This is a genomic window from Streptomyces shenzhenensis (genome assembly GCF_003688995.1).
In the GTDB taxonomy this organism is placed as follows: Bacteria; Actinomycetota; Actinomycetes; order Streptomycetales; family Streptomycetaceae; genus Streptomyces; species Streptomyces shenzhenensis_A.
In genome coordinates, this window is the sequence record NZ_PENI01000003.1 from 447,883 (window position 1) to 472,082 (window position 24,200).

Here is a 24,200-nt window from a genome sequence, read left to right on the forward strand (position 1 = left end):
GCGCGCACCGGGGCCGGCCTCAGGAGTGCGACAGCTGGCCGGCGCCGCCGCGCCTGCGTATCCGGTCCCGCTCCCGCGCGGCGGCCTTCGCCTGCCGCCGGGCCGCGCGCCGCTCCCGGCGCAGCGCCCGCGCCGTACTGCTCGGCACCGACACCACACCGTTCCGCTGGTTCCAGACCTGGCGCGTCACCCAGACGTCGAGCACGCCCCACGTGGCGACCACCGTGCTGGCCACACTGCTGATCACCATCGGGAAGGCCAGCCAGGACCCGGCCAACGTGCACAGGAAGGCCACCACCGCCTGAATCAGCGTCACGGCGATGATGATCACCGCCCGCACCGCCGCCGTACGCACCGGATCGGGCATCCGGCGTCTGAGCGCGGGCTCCTCGACCCACAACGGCCGGTACGCCGGCCGACGTTGTGCCCCGGTACCCCGCTCCTGCGACGGAACGCCGCCACCCGCCGCCTCCGGGACCCGCCGCCCCGTCCAGCCCTCCGCCGCGCCGCCATCGGACGCCTCGCGCTGCTCCGCCGTGCCCATCAACGTGTCACTCCCCACCGCCGGCAGACCCCTCGCTCCGGTGCCCCGAGACACCGGCTCCCCTGTGGTTGCCCGGCTTGCGCTGTTTTACGCCGCCAGGATGGTGGATGCGGCTCCTGTGGCCGATTCCGCCCCCATTTCCCGTAGAGAAGGACGAACGGCACGTCACGAAGATTCCCGCCCCCGAAAGATTTCGGCCAACCGTCCCGGCGTACCGAACCCAATGCCTGGACCACGCTCACTCGAACCGAGGTGGCAATCTCCCGTAATGCCCGGACAACTCGCCATGTCCCGGAGGTCAAGCTGAAGTTCAGGCTCCGGACGCGCCTTCGAGCCGACCGTGTGACGGTAGTAGGCTCGCGCCGTTTGTTGACGCATCTGTGCACCCCCGTCCGCTGGGGGACCGAGCTGGGGGAGGCCATGCGCTTTCGCGGGAAGTCGATCCGCCGGAAGATCGTGGCGCTGCTTCTCGTGCCGCTGGTGTCCCTGGCAGCCATCTGGGCCTTCGCGACCGTGCTCACGGGACGGGAGGTCACCCGGGTCTTCGATGTGTCGCACGTGGTGGAGAAGATCGAGTACCCCACCCAGGACACCGTCCGCGCCCTGCAGCAGGAACGCCGCCAGACCCTCGTCCACCTGGCCGACCCGCGCGCCTCCGACGCCCTCGGCGCCCTGCGCCGCACCCGGACCGCCAGCGACGCGGCCATCGCCGAGATCCGGAAGAACGCCGAGAACTCCGGCGTCCGCGACAGCATGAACGCGGCCGACGGCGAACGCCTCACCGCGGTCCTGGACGCCTTCGACGGCGTCGACTCCCTGCGCCGCAGCGTCGAGGACGGCACGGTCACCCGCCACCAGGCCCTGGACCTCTACAACCGCGTCGTCGACCCCTGCTACTCGCTGCTGGCGAGCCTCGACGGCGTCGACGACGTGGAGATGGACACACAGGCCCGCGCCCTCGTCAACATCAACCGCGCCCGCGAACTCTTCTCCCGCGAGGACGCCCTGCTCGGATCCGCCCTGGTGGTCGGCCGGCTCACCCGGGACGAGGCCCGTGACATCTCCGACCTCGTCGCCCAACGCACCCTCCTGTACGACATCAGCCTGCCGCTGCTGCCGGCGTCCGAACGCGACCGCTACGACCGGTTCTGGAAGAACGCCACCACCGCGCCGGTGCGCGTGGCCGAGGAGGCGGTCATCAGTTCCGGGGCCGGCACCCCGAAAGAGGTCGGCGCCAAGAGCTGGGACGCCGCCGCGGGCACCGTGCTCGACGAGCTGCGCACCCTCGACGACCAGGTCGGCGACCGCTATCAGGACCGCACCCGCCCCGTGGCGGTGAGCGTGATCATCCAGGCGGCCGTCGCCGGGCTGCTCGGACTGGCCGCGCTGCTGGTCTCTCTCGTCCTGTCCGTGCGCGTCGGCCGTGGACTCATCCGCGATCTGCGGCAACTGGGCCAGGAGGCGCACGAGGCGTCCGGCGTCCGGCTGCCCAGCGTGATGCGCCGCCTGTCCGCCGGCGAAAAGATCGACGTGGAGACCGAGGCCCCGCGCCTGGAGTACGACAAGAACGAGATCGGCGAGGTCGGCCAGGCCCTCAACACCCTCCAGCACGCCGCCGTCGAGGCCGCCGTCAAGCAGGCCGAACTGCGCGCCGGTGTCTCCGAGGTCTTCGTCAACCTCGCCCGGCGCAGCCAGGTGCTGCTGCACAAGCAGCTCACCCTGCTCGACAGCATGGAGCGCCGGACCGAGGACACCGACGAACTCGCCGACCTGTTCCGCCTCGACCACCTCACCACCCGGATGCGCCGGCACGCCGAGGGCCTGGTGATCCTCTCCGGTGCCGCCCCCTCGCGCCAGTGGCGCAAACCCGTCCAGCTGATGGACGTCGTCCGTGCCGCCGTCGCCGAGGTCGAGGACTACGAGCGCATCGAGGTCCGCCGGCTGCCGCGCGTCGCCGTCACCGGCCCGGCCGTCGCCGACCTCACCCACCTGGTGGCCGAGCTGCTGGAGAACGCCACCGTGTTCTCCCCGCCGCACACGGCGGTCCAGGTCCTCGGCGAGCGGGTCGCCAACGGCTTCACCCTGGAGATCCACGACCGGGGCCTCGGCATGGCCGCCGAAGCACTGCTGGAGGCCAACCTCCGGCTCGCCGAGACACCGGAGTTCGAACTCTCCGACACCGACCGGCTCGGCCTGTTCGTGGTCAGCCGTCTCGCCCAGCGCCAGAACGTCCGTGTCTCGCTGCAGCCGTCCCCCTACGGCGGCACCACCGCGGTGGTCTTCATCCCCGACGTGCTGCTGACCGACGACGTCCCCGACACCAACGGCGTCGGCTTCCGCCTCGACCGGAAGCGGACCGCCGAGGCCACCGACCAGGGGGAACGGCGGGCCGCCGCTCTCGCTCAGGTGCCGGTGCAGCTGCCGGGCCGACCCGCTGCGCCGGCCCTGGACGGCCCGGTCGAACTGGAGGCGCCCGTCGACCTGGACGCCCTCGGCAACGTCCCGGGCGCCCTCACCGACGAGTACAGCGAACGCGGCGGACTCTTCCGCGCCCGCCGTGCCCGCGCCCGTGCCGACGACGAGGCCGCGGGCCGAACCGGCGCGGATCATCGGCAGCCCTCCGGCACGGCGGACCCGGCGGGGACGGACGACCGCCCAGACTCCCCTGTGGCGCTGCCCCGCCGCCGGACGCCCAAGCTGGTCAGCTCGCACGGCCGGCCGATCAAGGAACAGCGCTCCCGCCGGGACGAGGAGAACGAGCCGTCCCCGGCCGACCCGCCCAGTGCCGACCCCCATCTGGCGCCGCTGCCCTCCCGACGCCGGGGCGAGCCGTCCCCGCGTCCCGGCACCGGACCCGCGACCCGTTCCGACGCGCGCGCGGAATCCTCGGCCGACGGCCCGGAAGAACCGTTCGAGGCCACCAAGCTCCCCCAGCGCAACCGCCGCCCGGACAACGACTCCGGCGACGGCCGGGGCGGCGCCGCCCCGGCCACCGGCGGCACACCGCAGGAGACCGGATCCGGCCCGGGACAGCTGCCGAGGCGAGTACGGCAGGCCAGCCTCGCCCCGCAGCTCAAGCAGGGTCCCGCACGCCGGCCCGGACGCGAGACGGAACCCGCCGAGCGTGACGCCGAAGAGGTGCGCAGCCGAATGGCCTCGCTCCAGCGCGGCTGGCAGCGCGGCCGGGAGGAGAACGCCGCGGGCGACGGGGCCCGGAACGGCACCGCACAAGGAACGACTAAGGGGGACGGTCGATGACCGCACCAAAGGCGACCGGCCACACCGCACCGGACAAGGGCGCGCTCAACTGGCTCCTCGACGACCTCGTCGACCGGGTCGCCAGCATCCGCAAGGCCGTCGTGCTCTCCGGCGACGGACTGGCCACAGGCGTGTCCAAGGAGCTGACCAGGGAGGACAGCGAGCACCTGGCCGCCGTCGCGTCCGGATTCCACAGCCTCGCCAAGGGCGTGGGCCGGCACTTCGAGGCGGGCAGTGTCCGCCAGACGGTCGTCGAACTCGACGAGGCCTTCCTCTTCGTCACGGCGGCCGGCGACGGCAGCTGCCTGGCCGTCCTCTCCGACGCGGACTCCGACGTCGGCCAGGTCGCCTACGAGATGACGCTCCTCGTCAAGCGGGTCGGCGCGCATCTGGGCGCCGCCCCGCGCACCGATCTGCCCGCGGGCGGGTAGTGGGATGACATGAGCGGAGACGGTCAGGGAAGAAGCCACTGGTTCGACGACGAGGCCGGACCGGTCGTCCGTCCGTACGCCATGACGCGTGGCCGCACCACCAGTGCGGGCCAGCACCGCCTCGATCTGATCGCGGTGGTCGTCACGGAACCCCACGTGGGCGATCCGGAAGCGGACCAGATGCTGTCCCCGGAACACGTGGACATCGTCGAACTCTGCCGGAACACCCCCCAGTCGGTCGCCGAACTCGCGGCGGAACTGGACCTGCCCATCGGCGTGGTGCGGGTCCTCGTCGGCGATCTCGTGGCCGGGGAACTCGTCCACGTGACACGTCCCGTACCCCCGGCGGAACTGCCGGACGAGAGTATTCTGCGCGACGTGATCAACGGCCTCCGGGCGCTGTGACCGGCGCGGAAGCGGAGAAGTGACGTGACAGGCTGGCAGTTCTGGATCGACCGGGGCGGTACCTTCACCGATATCGTCGCGCGGTGTCCGGACGGCCGCCTGCTCACGCACAAACTGCTGTCCGACAACCCCGCGCGGTACGCCGACGCGGCCGTCGCCGGCGTCCGCGAACTCCTCGACGGCTCCCCGGAACCCATCGAGACCGTCCGCATGGGCACGACCGTCGCCACCAACGCCCTGCTGGAACGCAAGGGCGAGCGCACCCTGCTGGTCATCACCCGCGGCTTCCGCGACGCCCTGCGCATCGCCTACCAGAACCGGCCGAGCATCTTCGCCCGCCGCATCGATCTGCCCCAGCCGCTGTACGAACGCGTCATCGAGGTCGACGAGCGGATCGCGGCCGACGGCACCGTACTGCGCGCACCCGACCTGGACGCCCTGCGGGGGCCGCTCCAGGAGGCGTACGACGACGGGATCCGCGCCGTCGCCGTCGTCTGCATGCACAGCCATCTGCATCCCGCCCACGAGAAGGCGATCGGCGAGCTGGCCGTCCGCACCGGTTTTCCGCAGATCTCGCTGTCCAGCGAGGTCAGCCCCCTGATGAAGCTCGTCCCGCGTGGCGACACCGCGGTCGTCGACGCCTACCTGTCGCCCGTGCTGCGCCGCTACGTCCAGCGCGTCGCCGACCAGCTCCGCGGCGTCCGGCTGATGTTCATGCAGTCCAACGGCGGGCTCGCCGAAGCCGGACAGTTCCGCGGCAAGGACGCCATCCTCTCCGGACCCGCCGGCGGCATCGTCGGCATGGCCCGCATGTCGCAGCTCGCCGGCTTCGACCGGGTCATCGGCTTCGACATGGGCGGCACCTCCACCGACGTCTCGCACTTCGCGGGCGCGTACGAGCGCGTCTTCACCACGCAGATCGCCGGCGTCCGGCTGCGCGCGCCCATGCTGGACATCCACACCGTCGCCGCGGGCGGCGGCTCGATCCTGCACTTCGACGGCTCCCGCTACCGGGTCGGTCCCGACTCGGCGGGCGCGGACCCCGGACCCGCCTGCTACCGCGGCGGCGGACCGCTCGCCGTCACCGACGCCAACGTCATGCTCGGCCGCATCCAACCCGCCCACTTCCCCAACGTGTTCGGCCCCGAGGGCGACCAGCCCCTGGACGCGGATCTCGTCCGCGACCGGTTCACCGCCCTCGCGCACGAGATCCGCGAGCGGACCGGGGACGACCGCACCCCCGAACAGGTCGCCGAGGGCTTCCTGCAGATCGCCGTCGCCAACATCGCCAACGCCGTGAAGCGGATCTCCGTCCAGAAGGGGCACGACGTCACCCGCTACGCCCTCACCACCTTCGGCGGGGCGGGCGGGCAGCACGCCTGCATGGTCGCCGACTCGCTCGGCATCCGCACCGTGCTCGTGCCCCCCATGGCCGGTGTGCTGTCCGCGCTCGGCATCGGCCTCGCCGACACCACCGCGATGCGCGAGCAGTCCGTCGAGGCCCCCCTGGAGGCCGCCTCCATGCCCGGCGTCCGCACGACCGCCGACGACCTGGAGACCGCCGCCCGCGCCGAACTCCTGGCCGAGGACATCCCGGAGGACCGCATCGAGGTCACCCGCCGCGCCCAGCTCCGCTACGACGGCACGGACACCGTCCTCACCATCGAGCTGACCGAGCCCGACACCATGAGGCACGCCTTCGAAGAACGTCATCGCGCCACGTACTCCTTCACCCTCGACCGCCCCGTCGTGGTCGAAGCCCTCTCCGTCGAAGCCACCGGCATCACCCAACCCCCGGATCTGTCCGCCCTCGCCGTCCACGAGAGCCGCCCCGCCGCGCCCGAGACCGTCCGCCTCCACACCGGCGGCGCCTGGCGCGACGTACCCCTCCACCGCCGTGAGGCGCTGCCTCCCGGACGGCTCGTCACCGGCCCCGCGATCATCACCGAGGCCGGCGCGACGACCGTCGTCGACGACGGCTGGACGGCCGCGACGACCGACGACGGGCATCTGGTCATGGAACGCGCGGCGATTACGCAGAGTTCCGATCTCGACACGAAAGTCGATCCGGTGCTGCTGGAGGTCTTCAACAACCTGTTCATGTCCATCGCCGAACAGATGGGCGCCCGGCTGGAGTCCACGGCCCAGTCCGTCAACATCAAGGAACGCCTCGACTTCTCCTGCGCCCTGTTCGACCCGGACGGAAACCTGGTGGCCAACGCCCCGCACATCCCCGTCCACCTCGGCTCGATGGGCACCAGCGTCAAAGAGGTCATCCGCCGCCGCGGCGACTCGATGCGGCCCGGTGACACCTACGCCGTCAACGACCCCTACCACGGCGGAACCCACCTGCCGGACGTCACCGTCGTCACGCCCGTGTTCGACACGGACGGTGACCGGATCCTGTTCTACGTCGCCTCCCGCGGCCACCACGCCGAGATCGGCGGCATCGCACCCGGCTCGATGCCCGCGAACAGCCGCACCATCGAGGAGGAAGGCATCCTCTTCGACAACTGGCTGCTCGCCGAGGACGGCCGCTTCCGCGAGGAGGAGACCCTGCGCCTGCTCACCGAGGCGCCCTACCCCACCCGCAACCCCGGGACCAACCTCGCCGACCTGCGCGCGCAGATCGCCGCCAACCAGAAGGGCGTCGACGAGGTCGGCCGCATGATCGAGGACTTCGGGCTCGGCGTCGTCCAGGCCTACATGCGGCACGTCCAGGACAACGCCGAGGAGGCCGTCCGCCGTGTCATCGACGCGCTGGACGACGGCGAGTACGCCTACGAGACCGACGCGGGCGCCGTCATCCGGGTACGCGTGCGCGTGGACCGCGCCGGCCGCTCCGCGACCATCGATTTCACGGGCACGTCCGCGCAGCTCGCCACCAACTTCAACGCACCGTTCTCGGTGGTCAACGCGGCCGTCCTGTACGTCTTCCGTACCCTCGTCGCCGACGACATCCCGCTCAACGACGGCTGTCTGCGCCCCCTGGAGATCGTCGTGCCGGCCGGCTCGATGCTCGCGCCCGAGCCGCCCGCGGCCGTCGTCGCGGGCAACGTCGAGACCTCCCAGGCCATCACCGGCGCCCTCTACGCGGCCCTCGGCGTCCAGGCCGAGGGCTCCGGGACCATGAACAACGTCACCTTCGGCAACGAACGGCACCAGTACTACGAGACCGTCGCCTCCGGGTCCGGTGCCGGTGCCGGCTTCCCCGGCGCGAGCGTCGTGCAGACCCACATGACCAACTCGCGGCTCACCGACCCCGAAGTCCTCGAATGGCGCCTGCCCGTGCGGCTCGACGCGTTCGCGGTCCGGCAGGGGAGCGGCGGAACCGGACAGTGGCCCGGCGGGGACGGCGCGGTGCGCCGCATCCGGTTCCACGAGGCCATGACCGTCTCGACGCTGTCCCAGCACCGCCGGGTCCCGCCCTACGGCATGGCGGGCGGCAGCCCGGGCGCGCTCGGCGCCAACCGGGTGGAGCGGGCCGACGGCTCGGTCACCGAACTCGGCGGCAGCGACTCGGCGGACGTCGGCCCAGGCGACGTACTCGTCATCGAAACCCCCGGTGGCGGCGGCTACGGCCGGCCGGCACCACACCCCCATCAAGCAGGAGAAGAGATCGATGATCTTCGGGCGTTCTGAGCGCGACAAGGCCCCGGTCGAGCCCGTCACGCTCAAGATCCTGGTGGCCGGCGGCTTCGGCGCGGGCAAGACGACCCTGGTCGGCGCGGTCAGCGAGATCAGGCCGCTGCGCACGGAGGAACTGCTCACCGAGGCAGGGCGTCCGGTGGACGACACCAGCGGCGTCGAGGGCAAACACACCACCACCGTGGCCATGGACTTCGGCCGGATCACGCTCCGCGAGGACCTGGTGCTGTACCTTTTCGGCACCCCCGGGCAGCAGCGGTTCTGGTTCATGTGGGACGAGCTGTCCGAGGGCGCGCTCGGCGCGGTCGTCCTCGCCGACACCCGCCGCCTGGAGGACTGCTTCGCCGCCGTCGACTACTTCGAGCGGCTTTCCATACCGTTCCTCGTCGGCGTCAACTGCTTCGAGGGAGCGGCGCGTTACCCGGCGGACGATGTCCGCCAGGCCCTCGACCTGGACGACGACGTGCCGCTCATGCTGTGTGACGCCCGCGACCGCCGGTCGGTCAAGGAGGTGCTCATCGGAGTCGTCCAGCACGCGATGGCGTACGGGACCGAGCGCCAGAAATCCGTCACCACGTGATGAGGTCCGCGCACGGCCCGTACGCCCGCCGACGGGGGTACGGGCCGTGGTCCGCTGCGCGGGTTCACGCGCGCGTGCGCGTTCTCGGGGGCACGCGCGTGTGGAACACGGCTCCCGCCGGCTACTCGGCCTCCTCCAGCCAGCCGAGGCTCTTCTCCACGGCCTTGCGCCAGTTCCGGTACTCGCGGTCGCGAACCGACGCCTCCATCGACGGCGTCCATTCCGCGTCCCGCTGCCAGTGCGCCCTGAGTTCGTCGAGGTCGTTCCACACCCCGGTCGCCAGGCCCGCCGCGTAGGCCGCGCCGAGACAGGTCGTCTCGGAGACCCTGGGCCGGACCACCGGCACACCCAGCACGTCGGCCTGGTGCTGCATGAGCAGGTTGTTCCTGGTCATGCCGCCGTCCACCTTCAGCGTGGTGATCCGCACGCCGGAGTCCTGGAACATGGCGTCCACGACCTCGCGTGTCTGCCAGCTCGTCGCCTCCAGCACCGCACGCGCCAGGTGGGCCTTGGTGACGTACCTGGTCAGGCCGGTGACGACGCCCCGCGCGTCGGAGCGCCAGTACGGGGCGAACAGGCCCGAGAAGGCGGGCACGATGTACGCGCCGCCGTTGTCCTCGACACGCGCCGCCAGCGGCTCGATCTCGTCGGCGCTGCTGATGATCCCGAGCTGATCGCGGAACCACTGCACGAGCGCACCCGTTATCGCTATGGACCCCTCCAGGCAGTACACCGGCGCCTCACCACCGATCTTGTAGCCCATCGTCGTCAGCAGCCCGCTCTTGGACGGGACCGGCCGGTTCCCGGTGTTGAGCAGCAGGAAACTGCCGGTGCCGTACGTGTTCTTCGCGGTGCCGACGTCGTAGCAGGCCTGTCCGAACACGGCGGCCTGCTGGTCGCCCAGCGCCGACGCGACGGGGACGCCGGCGAGCTGGCCGACGGCGGTCCCGTAGACCTCCGCGGACGATCTGATCTCCGGGAGGACCGCCTCGGGCACGTTCATCGCGGCGAGGACGGCCGGGTCCCACTGCAGGGTCTTCAGGTTCATCAGCAGGGTGCGGCCCGCGTTCGTCACGTCGGTGACGTGCCGTCCGCCGTCGGTGCCGCCCGTCAGGTTCCAGATGAGCCAGGAGTCCACGGTGCCGAAGGCGATCTCACCACGCTCCGCGCGCTCCCTGAGCCCCGGCACATGGTCGAGGAGCCAGGCGACCTTGGGACCGGAGAAGTAGCTCGCCAGGGGCAGCCCGGTCTGCTCGCGGAAACGGTCCTGCCCGTCCGAGCCGCCCAGTTCGTTGCAGAGCGCCGCCGTCCTCGTGTCCTGCCAGACGATCGCGTTGTGCACGGGCTTGCCCGTCGCCCGGTCCCACAGCACCGTCGTCTCCCGCTGGTTGGTGATGCCGAGCGCACTGAGTTGGTCAGCGCGCAGCCCGGCCTTGGCGAGCGCGCCCGCGACCACGGCCTGCACCTTGGACCAGATCTCGGTGGCGTCGTGCTCCACCCAGCCCGGCTCGGGGAAGATCTGACGGTGCTCGCGCTGGTCGACCGCGACGATCGCGCCGCCGTGGTCGAAGATGATGCAGCGGCTCGAGGTGGTGCCCTGGTCGATGGCGGCAACGTACTTCTCGGCGGTGTCCGTCATGGCTGTCCCTTGGTCGCTGGGTCAGAAGGCTGCGTGGTAGATGAGGCCCGCGAGCGCCCCGCCGATCAGCGGGCCGACGACCGGGACCCAGGCGTAACCCCAGTCGGACGTGCCCTTGTTCGGGATCGGCAGGAAGGCGTGCACGATGCGCGGGCCGAGATCGCGCGCCGGGTTGATGGCGTATCCCGTGGGCCCGCCGAGGGAGAGTCCGATGCCGACCACGAGCAGCGAGACGATCAGTACGGTGGTGCCGGACTCGCCGAGCCCCTCGGTCAGGCCGAAGGCCAGGATCGGCAGGACGAGAGCGATCGTCGCGATGATCTCCGTGATCAGGTTGGCCACCGGATTGCGGATCTCCGGGATGGTGGAGAAGACCCCGAGCGTCGGGGTCGGTTCCTCCGCCGAGTCCTCCTTGCGCACGTTCGCCTGGAACTGGGCCAGGTAGACGAGGTACGCGAGGACGGCGCCGAGCATCGCGCCGACCATCTGACCCAGCAGGTACACCCAGACCTTGTCCCAGGTGCCGGTGTCGACGGCGATGCCGATGGTGACCGCGGGATTGAGCTGACCGCTCGACAGGGGAGCCGCGGTGTACGCGCCGGCCAGCACACCGAATCCCCAGCCGAACGCGATCACGACCCAGCCCGAGGCCCGCGCCTTGGAGTGTCTGAGGGTGACGGCGGCGCAGACACCGGCACCGAAAAGGACCAGGATCGCGGTGCCGATGATCTCGCCGATGAATATGTCTGCATTGCTCATGGCGGCTCCTAGGCGCTGGTTCCCGGGGGATCTGCCCCGGCTCTCCGTGCAGGAACGGTTCCCTTGGCGACCTCCGCCGAGGGCAGGGAGAATCCCGCGCCCAGCCCGGCGGCCGTGACGAGCGTGCCGTCGCAGCCGAATCGTCCGTGGGGAGCGGGCCATGGCTCAGGAAGGGCCCGCGTGGCGCTGTGCCTGATTACGCCGAGAATGTACGGCGATGTCGACCGACACCGGGAAGTGTTCACCGGCGTCCCGGGAGCGTCAAGGTCGTCGACAGCAACGGTGACAGCCGCCCGGGTGTGGCCCGCGCCCGCTCAACCGGCCTCGCGGGGACGGCCGTTCAGCTCCAGGGATCGACCGCCGCGTAGCCCGACCGGGCGGACGGCACGGCCGCACCGTGCAGGATCTCGTACCCGGGCAGCCCCGCCCGCGCCAGCACCCAGCTCGCCCCGCTCAGTTCTTTCGCAGCCTTCTTCAGCGGGGCCAGACAGGCCGCGGCCTGCCGGTGGTCGACCACGCTGCCCGGGGCGCACACGACGGTCGCCAGGGACAGCGTGACGGGTCGGCCGCCCGCCGACCAAGGGGCGCCGAGCATGGCCGAGGCCAGCGGGCCGAGGCCTTCCTCGTCGGCGAGCACCAGGAAGTCGTCACCGCCGATGTGCCCCACGCGCGTGTGCCCCGCCGTGGCCTGTTGCAGCGTCCGCCCCACGGATCGGATCAGCTCGTCGCCTGCCGCGAAGCCGGCCCCGTCGTTGACCTGCTTGAAGTGGTCGATGTCCAGCCAGCTCAGGGTGAAGCCCCGCCCGCCCGCGATCCGCCGGTCCACCTCGCCGGTGATCGCGTCCGAACCCGGCAGCCGCGTCAGGGGATTGAGCCCGGCCGCCTCCTCGACCCGCGTCTCGGCCAGCGCCCGCACCAGGTCGGCGAGCCGGACGACACCCACGCAGCGCCCGCGGCGGTCCACCACCGCCACATCGTCCGAGGTGCGGTCCCGGCCGCCCACCGCCACGACGTCCAGGACCTCCCAGGCCGTGGCGTCGGCGCCGACCGTGCGCGGCGGGTCGCCCAGCTTGAAAGCGGGCCGGTCGGCGTACAGGGCGTGCCCGTAGCGGCCCGACATCGACAGCAGGAACCGCGAGCGGTGCACCGAGCGCACCGGGGCCCCGGACTGGTCCACCAGCAGCACTCCGGACACGTCGGGCGATCCGGTCAGCAGCGCCCGGACCTGGCCCGCCGAGGCGGTCACCGGCAGCAGTGCGGCAGGCCGCACGAACTCGCGCACCGTCGGCCCCGGCCGCGGCACGGCGAGGGCCTCCGGGAAGCGGGGCGGAACGTATACGTCCACGGCGGGAATCCGGGCCGGCGGTGCGAACAGCTCGCCCTGTGCCAGCTGTGCACCGGCCGACAGCGCCTCCGCGTGCTGCTGTTCGGTCTCCACGCCCTCGACCGCCAGCAGGGCGCCCAGATGCTCGCACAGCGTCCGCATGGCCCGCACCGCGGCCGGCCGGCCGAGCAGCGAGGCATCGAGCTTGACCAGGTCCGGGGCGAGGTCGGTGAGCAGCCTGAGCGGCACGTCGCCCTCGCCGATGCCGTCGGCACTGATCCGGAACCCCTGGCCGCGCAGCGCCGACACGGCGTCGAGGAGCGCCCGCTGCGGTACGTGCGTGTACGGCGGGACGATGTCGAGGGTCACCTCCCACGGCAGGCGTCCCGCCGCGCGCACGGCGTCGTGCAGGGGCGTGAGGCCGCCGAGGTCGGCGAGTGTCGCGGCGAACACGTTGATGTGCAGGGGCAGCAGCCGCTCCATGCGAGCCGCCGCTCGGAAGGCCAGCACGGCCAGTCTGCCGTCGAGCTCGGGGTCGCGACGGGCCTCGGCCAGGATGTCTCCGGTCTCCGGGCGGGCGAGCGTCTCCAATGCGGCGACCCCGCCGGTGGCCAGGTTGACCACCGGCTGGAAGGCGAAGCGGAGACTATCCGTCCAGGGGCGCACGGGAGCATGATGACGCTGCCGGCGCGCGCCCAGGCGTAGTTCATAAGACGTTCACGCAGCATTCCGGGTCGATCACACAGCGTAGAACAACCCAGGCGGCCCTCCCGTCCCACGCGTCCCGTCCATCCCCGGTCAGCGCAGTGCGATCACCGACGAGCCATGCCCGAACAGTCCCTGGTTGGCGGTGATCCCCACGCGTGCTCCGGTGATCTGCCGCTCGCCCGCTTCGCCCCTCAACTGCCAGGTCAGCTCGCAGACCTGGGCGATCGCCTGGGCGGGCACCGCCTCCCCGAAGGAGGCGAGTCCGCCGCTCGCGTTGACGGGTATGCGCCCGCCCGGGGCCGTCGCGCCCTCCCGGAGCAGCTTCGCCGCCTCGCCCTCGCCGCACAGCCCCAGATCCTCGTACCACTGCAACTCCAGGGCGGTGGAAAGGTCGTACACCTCCGCCAGGGACAGCTCCTCGGGGCCGATGCCCGCCTCCTCGTAGGCGGCCCGGGCGATCGACGCCCGGAACGACCGCTCCGGTGGTTCGACCGCCGCCGCCGAGTCCGTGGCGATGTCCGGCAGGTCCAGCACGGTGCTCGGATAGTGCGGCGTCACCGTGGACACCGCCCGGATCCGCACCGGTTCCGACGCCCCGTGCCGGTGCGCGAACTCCAGGCTCGACAGCACCAGTGCCGCACCCCCGTCCGAGGTGGCGCAGATGTCGAGCAGGCGCAGCGGGTCGGCGACCACCGCGGAGGCGGCGACCTCCTCGACCGTGACGCGCCTGCGGTAGCGAGCGTGGGGATTCAGCGCGCCCGAAGCGGCGTTCTTCACCTTCACCAGGGCGAAGTCCTCCAGGGTGTCGCCGTGCACCGCCATCCGCCGCCGGGCGTACAGACCGAAGTACGCCGGGTTCGTCGCGCCCAGCAGGCGGAAGCGCAGCCAGTCGGGGTCCTCGGGCCGCTCGCCGCCCGCGGGCCGGAAGAAGCCCCTGGGCGCCGCGTCCGCGCCCACCACCAACACCGCCTCCGCGAGCCCGGCGAGAATCTGCGCCCGCGCGGCGGCGATCGCCTGCGCGCCGGACGCGCACGCCGCGTACACACTGGTGACCCGGGCCCCCTGCCAGCCCAGTGCCTTCGCGAACGTGGCTCCCGCGACCTGCCCCGGATAGCCGCCACGCACCGTGTTCGCGCCGACGACCGACCCGATGTCGCGCCACTCCAGTCCGGCGTCCGCGAGCGCGGCACGGGCCGCCACCGCGCCGTACTCGACGAACCCGCGCCCCCACTTGCCCCAGGGGTGCAGGCCCACGCCGAGCACCGCCACGTCCGCCGTCATGCCCCCACCCCCGTCGGCCGCCAGTTCCAAGTCGTCCAGGTGGTCTCGGTGTCCTCGTGCAGCACCCCCGGGACGACCTCCACCTCCATGCCCACCCCCAGGTCCGCGGCGGCGGTGCCGGGAGCCGCCTGTCCCAGCACCACGATCCGCTCGGACTCCAGCTCCACCGCGATCAACGCGTACGGCTCCCACGGAAGTTCCGGATTGCTCACATAGGGTGACGGAGGCCGATAACGGGTGTCCGTGTAGGACCAGATGCGACCGCGTCGCGACAGAGGTGTTTCCACCAGGGTGCCGCCAGGGCAGCCGGGGTTGCGGCAGTGGGTGTCCTCGCGGGGGAAGAAGACAGCGGCGCAGGCCGAACAGCGGGTGCCCAGGAGCCGGAACGCGTCTCCCTCGCCGGCGAACCAGCCGGCGACCGCCGGCGTACGTGTGCGCGACATAGCCCCTCCGGAGCATCGAATCTGACGGAACGTCAGGAGTGTGGCACGGGCGCGGCCAAATGGGCAGGCCGTGCCGCGCAACCGGACGGCTCCCTCGGGAGACGGCTTCCGGAAGACGTCCTTCCTGCGATCAGATACAGTCCGCGCGTGTCCGAATTTCAGCACTCAACCGCCAACTCCGAGCCGGACTCGCACTGTTCGAGCTGCGGAGCGCCCTACGGAGAGGGAGTCTCCGGCTGGCCCCGCACCTGTCCGGCCTGCGGGGCCGTCGCCTACCGCAACCCGCTGCCGGTGGCGATCGCCCTTCAGCCCGTGTACGACACGAAGGGCACCGCCCTTGTCGTCATCACCCGCACCGTCGCACCCGCGCGCGGAGGCATCGCGTTGCCGGGCGGCTACCTCGACGACCGGGAGGACTGGCGGCAGGCCGTCGTCCGCGAACTCAAGGAGGAGACCGGCATCGACGCGGCCGCCCGCGACGTACGGCTCATGGACGCCATGAGCTCGCCCGACGGGCACCTGCTGCTGTTCGGGCTCCTCCCGGAGCGCCCCGCAGACGTGCTCCCGCCGTCCCACGCGACGGACGAGACGGAAGGCTGGCACCTGCTGCGCAGGCCCGAGGAACTCGCCTTCCCGCTGCACACCCTGGCCGTACGGGCATGGTTCGAGGGCCGGTACATCTGAGCCCAGGGCTCACCCGAGCCCCCGTATGCGCACCGGGTGGGACGGCTCACGCACGCCGTCCTCCCCGTCCCGCATGACCACCACCCGACGCCCCGACCAGCGGGCGACGTAGCGTTCGATCTCCGGTTCGTCCCAGCCGTCGCCCGCGTCCGGCACCACCAGTCCGCCGCCGGTCCGGCCGCGGGCCGGCGCCCACACCTCCAGTTCGAGCCCGCCGTCCGCGCCCCGTACGGGCACGACGCCGCCCGCGCGCGCGAGCACCGGAATCCGCGACAGCGGCGCGTCGACGAGCACCTGCGCCGGTCCCTCGTAGACCCGCTCGGTGGCCGTGTCGTACCAGCGCCCGCGCGGCACCTGCACGGCCCGCCGGTCGGCGCCCGGATCCAGCACCGGCGCCACCAGCAGACTGTCGCCCAGCAGGAACGCGTCCTCACAGTCGCGCAGCGCCCGGTCCTCCGGCGCGCCCCACCACAGAGGACGCGCATAAGGCGCGCCCGTACGCCTGGCCAGATGCGCCAGCGTCACGAAGTACGGCAGCAGACGCCGGCGCTCCACCAGCGCCACACGCGCGTGCTCCAGCACCTCGGCACCGAACTCCCACGGCTCCCTGCGCCCCGCCCGCAGACTCGCGTGGGTGCGGAACAGCGGCAGGTACGCGCCGAGCTGGAACCAGCGCAGAAACAGCTCGGGCGACGGGCTCCCGTCGAACCCGCCCACATCAGGACCCGAGTACGGCACCCCGCACAGCCCGAGGCCAAGCACCAGGGACAGGGACGCCCGCAGCCCCGGCCAGCCGGTGGCCACGTCCCCGGACCATGTGCCCCCGTAGCGCTGCATCCCGGCCCAGCCGGAGCGCGAGAAGAGGAACGGCCGCTCCTGGGGGCTCAGCTTGCGCAGCCCCTCGTGAGCCGCGTCGGCCATGCACAGCGCATACACGTTGTGCGCCTCCCTGTGGTCACCGCCGCGGCCCTCCAGGAAGTGCCGGGCCGAGCGGGGCAGCGTCGACTCCCCGAAGGCGCTGAAGGACGTGGGTTCGTCCATGTCGTGCCAGAAGCCCGCGAAGCCCTGCGCGAGCCGCTCCTCGTACAGCCCGCCCCACCACGCACGCACGCGCGCGTGCGTGAAATCCGGATACACCGACTCGCCGGGCCACGACACACCCCGCACCACCTGTCCCGAAGGAGCCCGGACAAAGGCGTCCACGGCCGTTCCGCCGTCGAACACGGCGTTGCCCGCGGCGGCCTTCACCCCAGGGTCGACGATGGACACCAGCCGGATCCCCTGCCGCCGCAGCTCCTCGGCGAGCGCCGGCAGCTTCGGGAAGCGTTCGTGGTCGACCGTGAACACCTGGTGCTCGTCGTAGTGGTCGATGTCCAGGTGAACGGCGTCCAGCGGCAGCCCACGCTCCCCGTAGCCCGCGACGATCCGCCGCACCTCCTGCTCGCTGCCGAAGCCCCAGCGCGCGTGATGGTGCCCGAGCGCCCACGCCGGCGGCAGCGCGGGCGCCCCCGTCAGCGAGGCCCACACATGCAGCACGCGCGCGGGAGTGCCCACCATCACCCAGCAGCGCAGCGGGCCGCCGTCCATCCGCAGTTCGCACCTCCCGGTCCGGTCGTGGCCGGAGCCGGCGCCTTCCTCGCCCTCCCGCAGCGTCACCGTTCCGTCCCACGAACTGTCGTGGAAGACCAGATGCGTCGCCGCGTCGGCGACCACCAGCTGCACCGGCATGGTGATGTACAGCGGATCGTCGCCGGGGGAGAAGGCACGGCCGGGATCGGTGTTCCACAGCCGGTACGTGCCGTCGCGCAGCCGGGGCCCGGTCGCGCGCCCGCCCAGACCGAAGAAGCGCGCGTCGGCGGCCACCTCCGAGCGCTGCATCCAGCGCGCCGAGCCCCCGCCCACCGGCTCCCACCACCGGGGCGGCAGATCCCGGCGCAGCATGACGCCCCCGGGCGTGCACACCTCTATCGCCCCGTGCCGGGAGACGACCACCGTCACCCGCTCCGCCACGACCCGCCAGCCGCCGTCGGTGTCCGGCTCCAGCAGCGCCCGGGGGTCCGGCTCCGGACAGCGTCCCGCGAGCGCGTACGACGGCTCGGGACCCGCCCCGTCCCAGCCCCAGAAGACGGCCCCGTTCACGGCGACGGTGATCCGCAGCTCGGACCTGGCGAACCGGATGACACCACCCCCGGGCCCGGGCTCCGCACTCCGCACCGGACCGGGCACCCGCGCGCGCTCCGCGCCCCGCGGCGGCAATCCGACCGCGTCGGTACGCATCCTGCGCCACGCCGCCCGCACGGTACGCAACCCCTGAGCCGCTCTCATCGAACCGACCACTCTCACCGAACGCACCAGGTCACGACCGTCCATGCTGATCACACTGCCACTGAGCGCCTCACCCATGCGTGTCGTTCAACTGCCGTTCACCCGTGCTGGAACCACATCTTTACGACACGGACTATGTGGGGCGCACCCTGGTGTAGAAGTCGATCACATGGCATCGTCCGTGTCAGCCGTGTCACGCGCACAATGCATCCCGTGCGCGAGCGACGCACACGACGCGTACAGTCCGGGAGCCGCCCCATGTCGACCGCGAACCCCCAGCCGCTCTGGCAGCCCGAACCGGAACGGATCGCCCAGGCACGCATCACCGAGTTCCAGTCCTGGGCGGCCGAACGGCACGGCGCCCCGTCCGAGGGCGGCTATCCGGCGCTGCACCGCTGGTCGGTGGATCAGCTGGACACCTTCTGGAAAGCCGTCACGGAGTGGTTCGACGTACGCTTCTCGACGCCCTACGCGCGCGTGCTCGGCGACCGCTCGATGCCCGGCGCGCAGTGGTTCCCCGGGGCGACCCTGAACTACGCCGAGCACGCCCTGCGCGCCGCCACGGACCGCGCGGACGAACCCGCGCTCCTGTACGTGGACGAGATCCATGAGCCACGCCCGGTCACCTGGAGCGAACTGCGCCGGCAGGTCGGCTCCCTCGCCGCCGAACTGCGCGCCCTCGGGGTGCGCCCGGGCGACCGTGTCAGCGGCTACCTTCCGAACATCCCGCAGGCCGTCGTCGCGCTCCTCGCCACGGCAGCCGTCGGCGCCGTCTGGACGTCCTGCGCCCCCGACTTCGGCGCCCGCAGCGTCCTCGACCGGTTCCAGCAGGTCGAACCGGTCGTCCTGTTCACCGTGGACGGTTACCGCTACGGCGGCAAGGAGCACGACCGCCGCGACGTCGTGGCCGAACTGCGCCGCGAACTGCCCACCCTGCGCGCCGTGGTCCACATCCCGCTCCTCGGCACCGAGGCGCCCGCCGGCGCCCTGGACTGGTCGGCGCTGACCTCGGCCGACGTGGAACCCGTCTTCGAGCAGGTCCCGTTCGACCACCCCCTGTGGGTGCTGTACTCCTCCGGCACGACCGGCCTGCCCAAGGCCATCGTCCAGTCGCAGGGCGGCATCCTCGTCGAGCACCTCAAACAGCTCGGCCTGCACTGCGGCCTCGGCCCGGGGGACCGTTTCTTCTGGTACACCTCGACCGGCTGGATGATGTGGAACTTCCTCGTCTCCGGCCTGCTCACCGGCACCACGATCGTCCTGTACGACGGCAGCCCCGGATACCCGGACACCGGCGCCCAGTGGCGGATCGCCGAACGCACCGGCGCAAACCTCTACGGCACGTCCGCCGCCTACGTCATGGCCTGCCGCAAGGCCGGTGTGCACCCCTCGCGCGACTTCGACCTCTCCCGGGTGCGGTGCGTCGCGACCACCGGATCTCCCCTGCCCCCCGACGGGTTCCGCTGGCTGCACGACGAGGTCCGCGACGACCTGTGGATCGCCTCCGTCAGCGGCGGCACTGATGTGTGCTCCTGCTTCGCCGGAGCCGTGCCGACACTGCCGGTCTACATCGGCGAACTCCAGGCCCCCGGCCTCGGCACCGACCTGCAGTCCTGGGACCCGAGCGGCAAGCCCCTCATCGACGAGGTGGGCGAACTGGTGGTCGCCAACCCCATGCCGTCGATGCCGATCCACTTCTGGAACGACCCCGACGGCAGTCGCTACCACGACAGCTACTTCGACACCTACCCCGGAGTCTGGCGCCACGGCGACTGGATCACCGTGACCTCCCGCGGCACCGTCGTCATCCACGGCCGATCCGACTCCACGCTCAACCGCCAGGGCGTCCGCATGGGCTCCGCCGACATCTACGAGGTCGTCGAGCGCCTCCCCGAGATCAAGGAATCCCTGGTCATCGGCATCGAGGAGCCCGACGGGGGCTACTGGATGCCCCTGTTCGTGCATCTGGCCCCGGGAGCCGTCCTGGACGAGGGCCTCCGCGACCGCGTCAAGCAGGCCATCCGCCAACAGCTCTCGCCGCGCCACGTCCCCGACGAGATCATCGAAGTGCCCGGCGTGCCGCACACCCTCACCGGAAAGCGCATCGAGGTCCCGGTCAAGCGCCTCCTGCAGGGCACGCCCCTGGAAAAGGCCGTCAACCCCGGATCCATCGACAATCTCGATCTGCTGAACTTTTACGAGAGCTTGGCCCGCAAACGGCGCTGACCGATCGGCGGAAAACCAGACAAAAGTACTTCCGTCCACCCCCTGTCACCCCCGGTTCTCACCGGACCAGGCACGCGCAGACCCATGGGGCGTCGGCCTCGACGCCCGCGGGCCGGGCCCGACGACCTCGGCCCCGGCTCGTTGTCAGTGCCGCCGGTTACTGTGAGTGAGCATTGATCGACTGCACACAGGGGGAAACATGGCGCACACCGACCACCAGACCATGCGACGCGTCCTGCGCCGCGAGATCGCCGGCACTCTCGGCCTGCTGACCGACGAGCAGGACTTCCGGGCGATGCTGCGCTACCGCACCTTCGCCTTCGACGACCACACCGCCTACCTGCAACAGGTGGAGGCACTCCTCAGGATCCGCGCCGCCCACGGCAACCACACCACGGTCGCCCTGTTCGACCCCGAGGAGTACGCCGAATTCTGCGCGGCCACCGGCCTCGAACCGGACGCCCCCGCGAGCCGCGCACGCTTCACCGCGGAGCTCGCCGCCATGGGCGCCACCGTTCCCTACGAGGGCCAGGACCTCGTCGACCTCGTGCCCTCACTCGTCGACGCGGCCGTCCGACAGGCCACCTGGGAATACGCCAGCGCCCTTCTGACCCGCCTCGGCCCCTGTGCCACCTGCGGGGAAGACATCGGGCGCGCGGCCTTCACCCGGGCCTCGGCCCTCGTCGTCCGCATCCTCGACACAGCACCGCCCGGCGACCACCACCTCGTGTGCAGCGTCTCGGGCACGGCGGAAACCCTCGTGTCCGTCCTCCACGCCGACAGGGACACGGCAGGCGCCACACAACTGGACGAGACAGAGGCCCTCGAATTCACGACGGTCCTCGCACTGGGCATCGCCACCCCCAGCCCCGGGGGACTCGTCATGCGCACCAGCGCCCCCGGCACCGCCGACCGCGTCTACGGCTGGCGGATCCGGCACAACGGCCTGGAACCCCTCACCGCCGGAGAGGTCTTCGACGCCTACTGCACCGACGTGGAATCGGGTGATCTGATCTCCCCCGAACCGGGAGTCGACTACGGCGAACCTCCCGACCTCGGAGACGACGGCAGGACACCGGGACACCACCACTGAACGCACCAGGGGCGCCCCGCCGTGAGCGGAGCGCCCCTGGACAACCGGCGACGACCGCCGGGCGCGAGGCACTACTCCCCGGACAGCACCGCCTGGGCCGCGGTGCGCGCCTCCTCGGCGCTGTCCGTCGCCCGAGCCGCGGACGCGGCCCGTTCGCACTGGGCCAGCGTGTACTTCGCCAGCGTCGCGCGGACATAGGGAATCGATGCCGCACCCATGGAGAGCGAGGTGACACCCAGACCCGTCAGTACGCAGGCCAAGAGCGGGTCCGACGCGGCTTCACCGCACACCCCGCAGCTCTTGCCCTCGGCCTTGGCCGCTTCCGCCGACAACGCGACCAGGTCGAGCAGCGCGGGCTGCCACGGATCCTGCAACCGGGACACCGCCCCCACCTGACGGTCCGCGGCGAACGTGTACTGCGCGAGGTCATTGGTCCCCAGCGACAGGAACTCGACCTCCTGAAGGATCGAACGCGCCCGGAGCGCGGCCGAGGGGATCTCCACCATGGCGCCGAACTTCGCCCGCAGCCCGGCCTCCCGGCACGCGTCCGCGAACGCCCTGGCGTCGGCGCGGTCGGCCACCATCGGAGCCATCACTTCGAGATAGACCAGCAGCCCCTCGGCGGCCCTGGCCAGCGCGGTCAGCTGTGTCCGCAGGATCTCGGGGTGGTCGAGCAGCGTCCGCAGACCCCGCACGCCCAGCGCCGGGTTCGGCTCGTCGGACGGCGTCAGGAAGTCCAGCGGTTTGTCCGCGCCCGCGTCGAGCACGCGCACGACCACCCTGCCCTCCGGGAAGGCCTCCAGCACCTGCCGGTAGGCCGCGACCTGCTTCTCCTCGGAGGGCGCGTTCTTGCTGTCGTCGAGGAAGAGGAACTCGGTACGGAAGAGACCGACGCCCTCCGCACCCGCCTCCAGGGCCGCCGGCAGGTCCGCCGGACCGCCGACGTTCGCCAGCAGCGGGACCTTGTGCCCGTCGGAGGTGGCACCCGGCCCGGTCGAGGCGGCAAGCGCGGCCTTGCGCTCCGCGGCCGCGGCCTCCAGCTGGGCCTTCTTCTCCTCGCTCGGGTTCACAAAGATGTCGCCGGAGCTTCCGTCGACCGCGATCACCGTGCCCTCGGCAAGTTCACCGGCACCCGGCAGCGCGACCACGGCCGGGACCCCGAGCGCCCGCGCGAGGATCGCGCTGTGACTGGTCGGCCCGCCCTCCTCGGTGACGAAACCGAGGACGAGGGTCGGGTCGAGCAGCGCCGTGTCGGCCGGCGCAAGATCACGGGCGACCAGCACATACGGCTCGTCGCTGTCCGGTACGCCCGGCATGGGCACCCCGAGCAGCCGCGCGACGATACGGTTCCGCACATCGTCGAGGTCGGCCACGCGACCCGCGAGGTACTCACCGGCGCCGGCCAGCAGCTCGCGGTATGCGGCGAAGGCGTCGTAGACGGCACGCTCGGCCGTGCTGCCGGCGGTGATCCGACGCTCCACGTCCGCCATCAGCTCGGGGTCCTGGGCCATCATGGCCTGTGCCTCGAGCACCGCCTGGGCCTCGCCCCCCGCCAGATTGCCACGCGCTATCAAGTCGGCCGCCACAGCATCCACGGCCTGACGGGCGCGCCCCTGTTCACGCTCCGCCTCCTGCGCGGGAATCTGCTTGGCCGGCGGTTCCAGCACCGCCGTTCCCATGTGCCGAACCTCGCCGATCGCCACACCGTGGCTCACGCCGACGCCTCGCAGCGTTGTCTCCATCTCACCTGTCTCCGATAGTGCGGCGGGCCCCGCCGCCGCGGTGGTTGTCCAACTAGCCGTCCTACGACGGCACTGACGTCACTTCCAGTCGAAAAGACTGTCGCCGGCCTTCACATCACCGTCTTCACGGAGGTCGGAGAGGGCGTCGGCCGTGGCCTCGAGCGCCACGACCGGGCAGACCGGAGACTTCCCGGCCGACTCGACGGCGGCGGGGTTCCAGCGCGCGATGGCCTGACCGCGCGTCACGGTGTCGCCCTTGTCGACGAGCAGCTCGAAGCCCTCGCCATTGAGCTGCACGGTGTCGATACCGAGGTGGGTGAGCACACCGTGCCCCTGCTCGTCGACGACGACGAAGGCGTGCGGGTGCAGCGAGACGATGACACCACTCACGGGAGCGACGGCCTCGCAGGGCTCGCGCACGGGGTCGATCGCGGTGCCCGGTCCGACCATGGCCCCGGAGAAGACCGGATCGGGCACGGACGCGAGACCGATGGCGCGTCCTGCCAGCGGGGACAACACGGTGGTCATGGGAAGCCTCCCAGGGGTGGAGATCACTGATGGGCCGTCACTGTCGGTCCGGAACGGCGCACTGAGCAGCAGCGTATGTCATGCGAAGTGCGGGTTCCGCACGAAAGTGACCGGTTAGTGGTCTAGGCCACCGGCGTAATGGATTTGCGCGCGCTTCACGGCCCCCTGTACAGTCGTACCCCTGCTTGAGACCGAGGACGCCATCGGATGTCCTCGCTCAGCGGAACCCAAACTCGTCAGATCCTATCCCGGGGTCTCCTTCTGCATGTCCGCAGGAGGGTGGTCAGGGAGACGGAAAATCACTGATAGAGTCTGGAACACCGAAAGGGCAGCGCCCGGAGGAAAGCCCGAGAGGGTGAGTACGAAGGAAGCGTCCGTTCCTTGAGAACTCAACAGCGTGCCAAAAGTCAACGCCAGATATGTTGATACCCCGTCTCCGGCCATTATGGCTGGGACGTGGTTCCTTTGAAGAATACACAGCGAGGACGCTGTGGACCATCGGGTTATTCCTCCGGTGGTTCCGCTCTCGTGATGTGTCGCCCCCGATTACGGGGAAAGCATTCACGGAGAGTTTGATCCTGG

The 24,200-nt window shown here is 71.4% G+C and carries 17 protein-coding genes; 8 read left to right on the forward strand and 9 right to left on the reverse strand.

Translation table 11 applies throughout. The annotated features are described in order from the left end of the window. Window positions 1–19: 19 nt before the first annotated feature. On the reverse strand, window positions 20–544 hold the full coding sequence (locus CTZ28_RS07645) for a hypothetical protein (protein ID WP_121888466.1): 525 nt from the start codon (window positions 542–544) through the stop codon (window positions 20–22). 420 nt (window positions 545–964) lie between these two features. Here CTZ28_RS07645 and CTZ28_RS07650 point away from each other — a divergent pair, with 420 nt between their 5' ends. Genes CTZ28_RS07650 through CTZ28_RS07670 form a run of 5 tightly spaced genes read left to right on the forward strand, consistent with a single transcriptional unit; the run spans window position 965 to window position 8,866 of the window. Then, a complete protein-coding gene (locus CTZ28_RS07650; protein WP_121888467.1) occupies window positions 965–3,802 on the forward strand; it encodes a nitrate- and nitrite sensing domain-containing protein in 2,838 nt (945 codons plus the stop codon). After that, window positions 3,799–4,233 (forward strand): roadblock/LC7 domain-containing protein, encoded by a 435-nt coding sequence (locus CTZ28_RS07655; RefSeq protein ID WP_121888468.1) that lies wholly within the window; start codon window positions 3,799–3,801, stop codon window positions 4,231–4,233. The genes CTZ28_RS07650 and CTZ28_RS07655 overlap by 4 nt, the downstream gene beginning before the upstream one ends. Window positions 4,234–4,242: 9 nt before the next feature. Beyond that, window positions 4,243–4,638, forward strand: coding sequence for a DUF742 domain-containing protein (locus tag CTZ28_RS07660; RefSeq protein ID WP_121888469.1), 396 nt, complete (start codon window positions 4,243–4,245; stop codon window positions 4,636–4,638). A gap of 24 nt (window positions 4,639–4,662) precedes the next feature. Then, window positions 4,663–8,280 (forward strand): hydantoinase B/oxoprolinase family protein, encoded by a 3,618-nt coding sequence (locus tag CTZ28_RS07665; protein WP_121888470.1) that lies wholly within the window; start codon window positions 4,663–4,665, stop codon window positions 8,278–8,280. Then, window positions 8,261–8,866, forward strand: a complete 606-nt coding sequence (locus tag CTZ28_RS07670) for a GTP-binding protein (RefSeq protein ID WP_121888471.1) — start codon at window positions 8,261–8,263, stop codon at window positions 8,864–8,866. Before CTZ28_RS07665 ends, CTZ28_RS07670 begins: the two co-directional genes overlap by 20 nt. A gap of 121 nt (window positions 8,867–8,987) precedes the next feature. Here the strand turns inward: CTZ28_RS07670 and glpK are convergent, their stop codons facing one another. The 5 genes from glpK to CTZ28_RS07695 all read right to left on the reverse strand — a co-directional run bounded on the left by glpK (window position 8,988) and on the right by CTZ28_RS07695 (window position 15,020). After that, on the reverse strand, window positions 8,988–10,505 hold the full coding sequence (gene glpK / locus CTZ28_RS07675; RefSeq protein WP_121888472.1) for a glycerol kinase GlpK: 1,518 nt from the start codon (window positions 10,503–10,505) through the stop codon (window positions 8,988–8,990). 21 nt (window positions 10,506–10,526) lie between these two features. After that, window positions 10,527–11,264, reverse strand: a complete 738-nt coding sequence (locus tag CTZ28_RS07680) for an MIP/aquaporin family protein (protein ID WP_121888473.1) — start codon at window positions 11,262–11,264, stop codon at window positions 10,527–10,529. Between the two features lie 340 nt (window positions 11,265–11,604). After that, window positions 11,605–13,254, reverse strand: a complete 1,650-nt coding sequence (locus tag CTZ28_RS07685) for a GGDEF domain-containing protein (RefSeq protein ID WP_121888474.1) — start codon at window positions 13,252–13,254, stop codon at window positions 11,605–11,607. Window positions 13,255–13,386: 132 nt separating this feature from the next. Beyond that, window positions 13,387–14,577 carry a lipid-transfer protein gene (locus CTZ28_RS07690; protein WP_121888521.1) on the reverse strand — a complete coding sequence of 397 codons (1,191 nt, stop codon included), beginning with the start codon at window positions 14,575–14,577 and terminating at the stop codon, window positions 13,387–13,389. Continuing rightward, window positions 14,574–15,020 (reverse strand): Zn-ribbon domain-containing OB-fold protein, encoded by a 447-nt coding sequence (locus CTZ28_RS07695; RefSeq protein WP_121888475.1) that lies wholly within the window; start codon window positions 15,018–15,020, stop codon window positions 14,574–14,576. Before CTZ28_RS07695 ends, CTZ28_RS07690 begins: the two co-directional genes overlap by 4 nt. 147 nt (window positions 15,021–15,167) lie before the next feature. Here CTZ28_RS07695 and CTZ28_RS07700 point away from each other — a divergent pair, with 147 nt between their 5' ends. Beyond that, on the forward strand, window positions 15,168–15,704 hold the full coding sequence (locus tag CTZ28_RS07700; protein WP_121888476.1) for an NUDIX domain-containing protein: 537 nt from the start codon (window positions 15,168–15,170) through the stop codon (window positions 15,702–15,704). Between the two features lie 9 nt (window positions 15,705–15,713). Here the strand turns inward: CTZ28_RS07700 and CTZ28_RS07705 are convergent, their stop codons facing one another. Continuing rightward, the gene (locus tag CTZ28_RS07705) at window positions 15,714–18,074 is read right to left on the reverse strand and encodes a glycoside hydrolase family 31 protein (protein WP_121888522.1); all 2,361 of its coding nucleotides are present in this window, start codon (window positions 18,072–18,074) and stop codon (window positions 15,714–15,716) included. A gap of 213 nt (window positions 18,075–18,287) precedes the next feature. Here CTZ28_RS07705 and CTZ28_RS07710 point away from each other — a divergent pair, with 213 nt between their 5' ends. Both CTZ28_RS07710 and CTZ28_RS07715 read left to right on the forward strand, forming a co-directional pair. Beyond that, a complete protein-coding gene (locus CTZ28_RS07710) occupies window positions 18,288–20,255 on the forward strand; it encodes an acetoacetate--CoA ligase (RefSeq protein WP_121888477.1) in 1,968 nt (655 codons plus the stop codon). Between the two features lie 199 nt (window positions 20,256–20,454). After that, window positions 20,455–21,348, forward strand: coding sequence for a hypothetical protein (locus CTZ28_RS07715; protein WP_121888478.1), 894 nt, complete (start codon window positions 20,455–20,457; stop codon window positions 21,346–21,348). A 71-nt stretch (window positions 21,349–21,419) separates the two neighbouring features. On the opposite strand, the gene ptsP is transcribed toward CTZ28_RS07715, so the two are convergent. Together ptsP and CTZ28_RS07725 are read right to left on the reverse strand one after the other, a co-directional pair. Beyond that, the gene (ptsP, locus tag CTZ28_RS07720) at window positions 21,420–23,090 is read right to left on the reverse strand and encodes a phosphoenolpyruvate--protein phosphotransferase (protein WP_121888479.1); all 1,671 of its coding nucleotides are present in this window, start codon (window positions 23,088–23,090) and stop codon (window positions 21,420–21,422) included. A gap of 78 nt (window positions 23,091–23,168) precedes the next feature. Next, window positions 23,169–23,618 carry a PTS sugar transporter subunit IIA gene (locus CTZ28_RS07725; RefSeq protein WP_121888480.1) on the reverse strand — a complete coding sequence of 150 codons (450 nt, stop codon included), beginning with the start codon at window positions 23,616–23,618 and terminating at the stop codon, window positions 23,169–23,171. Window positions 23,619–24,200 lie beyond the last annotated feature (582 nt).

What these genes read in the sequence shown, in the direction of transcription:
- CTZ28_RS07645 (WP_121888466.1), bottom strand. Translation starts at nt 544, where the DNA reads ATGGGCACGGCGGAGCAGCGCGAGGCGTCCGATGGCGGCGCGGCGGAG.
- CTZ28_RS07650 (WP_121888467.1), top strand. Translation starts at nt 965, where the DNA reads ATGCGCTTTCGCGGGAAGTCGATCCGCCGGAAGATCGTGGCGCTGCTT.
- CTZ28_RS07655 (WP_121888468.1), top strand. Translation starts at nt 3,799, where the DNA reads ATGACCGCACCAAAGGCGACCGGCCACACCGCACCGGACAAGGGCGCG.
- CTZ28_RS07660 (WP_121888469.1), top strand. Translation starts at nt 4,243, where the DNA reads ATGAGCGGAGACGGTCAGGGAAGAAGCCACTGGTTCGACGACGAGGCC.
- CTZ28_RS07670 (WP_121888471.1), top strand. Translation starts at nt 8,261, where the DNA reads ATGATCTTCGGGCGTTCTGAGCGCGACAAGGCCCCGGTCGAGCCCGTC.
- glpK (WP_121888472.1), bottom strand. Translation starts at nt 10,505, where the DNA reads ATGACGGACACCGCCGAGAAGTACGTTGCCGCCATCGACCAGGGCACC.
- CTZ28_RS07680 (WP_121888473.1), bottom strand. Translation starts at nt 11,264, where the DNA reads ATGAGCAATGCAGACATATTCATCGGCGAGATCATCGGCACCGCGATC.
- CTZ28_RS07690 (WP_121888521.1), bottom strand. Translation starts at nt 14,577, where the DNA reads ATGACGGCGGACGTGGCGGTGCTCGGCGTGGGCCTGCACCCCTGGGGC.
- CTZ28_RS07695 (WP_121888475.1), bottom strand. Translation starts at nt 15,020, where the DNA reads ATGTCGCGCACACGTACGCCGGCGGTCGCCGGCTGGTTCGCCGGCGAG.
- CTZ28_RS07705 (WP_121888522.1), bottom strand. Translation starts at nt 18,074, where the DNA reads ATGGACGGTCGTGACCTGGTGCGTTCGGTGAGAGTGGTCGGTTCGATG.
- CTZ28_RS07710 (WP_121888477.1), top strand. Translation starts at nt 18,288, where the DNA reads ATGTCGACCGCGAACCCCCAGCCGCTCTGGCAGCCCGAACCGGAACGG.
- CTZ28_RS07715 (WP_121888478.1), top strand. Translation starts at nt 20,455, where the DNA reads ATGGCGCACACCGACCACCAGACCATGCGACGCGTCCTGCGCCGCGAG.
- ptsP (WP_121888479.1), bottom strand. Translation starts at nt 23,090, where the DNA reads ATGGAGACAACGCTGCGAGGCGTCGGCGTGAGCCACGGTGTGGCGATC.
- CTZ28_RS07725 (WP_121888480.1), bottom strand. Translation starts at nt 23,618, where the DNA reads ATGACCACCGTGTTGTCCCCGCTGGCAGGACGCGCCATCGGTCTCGCG.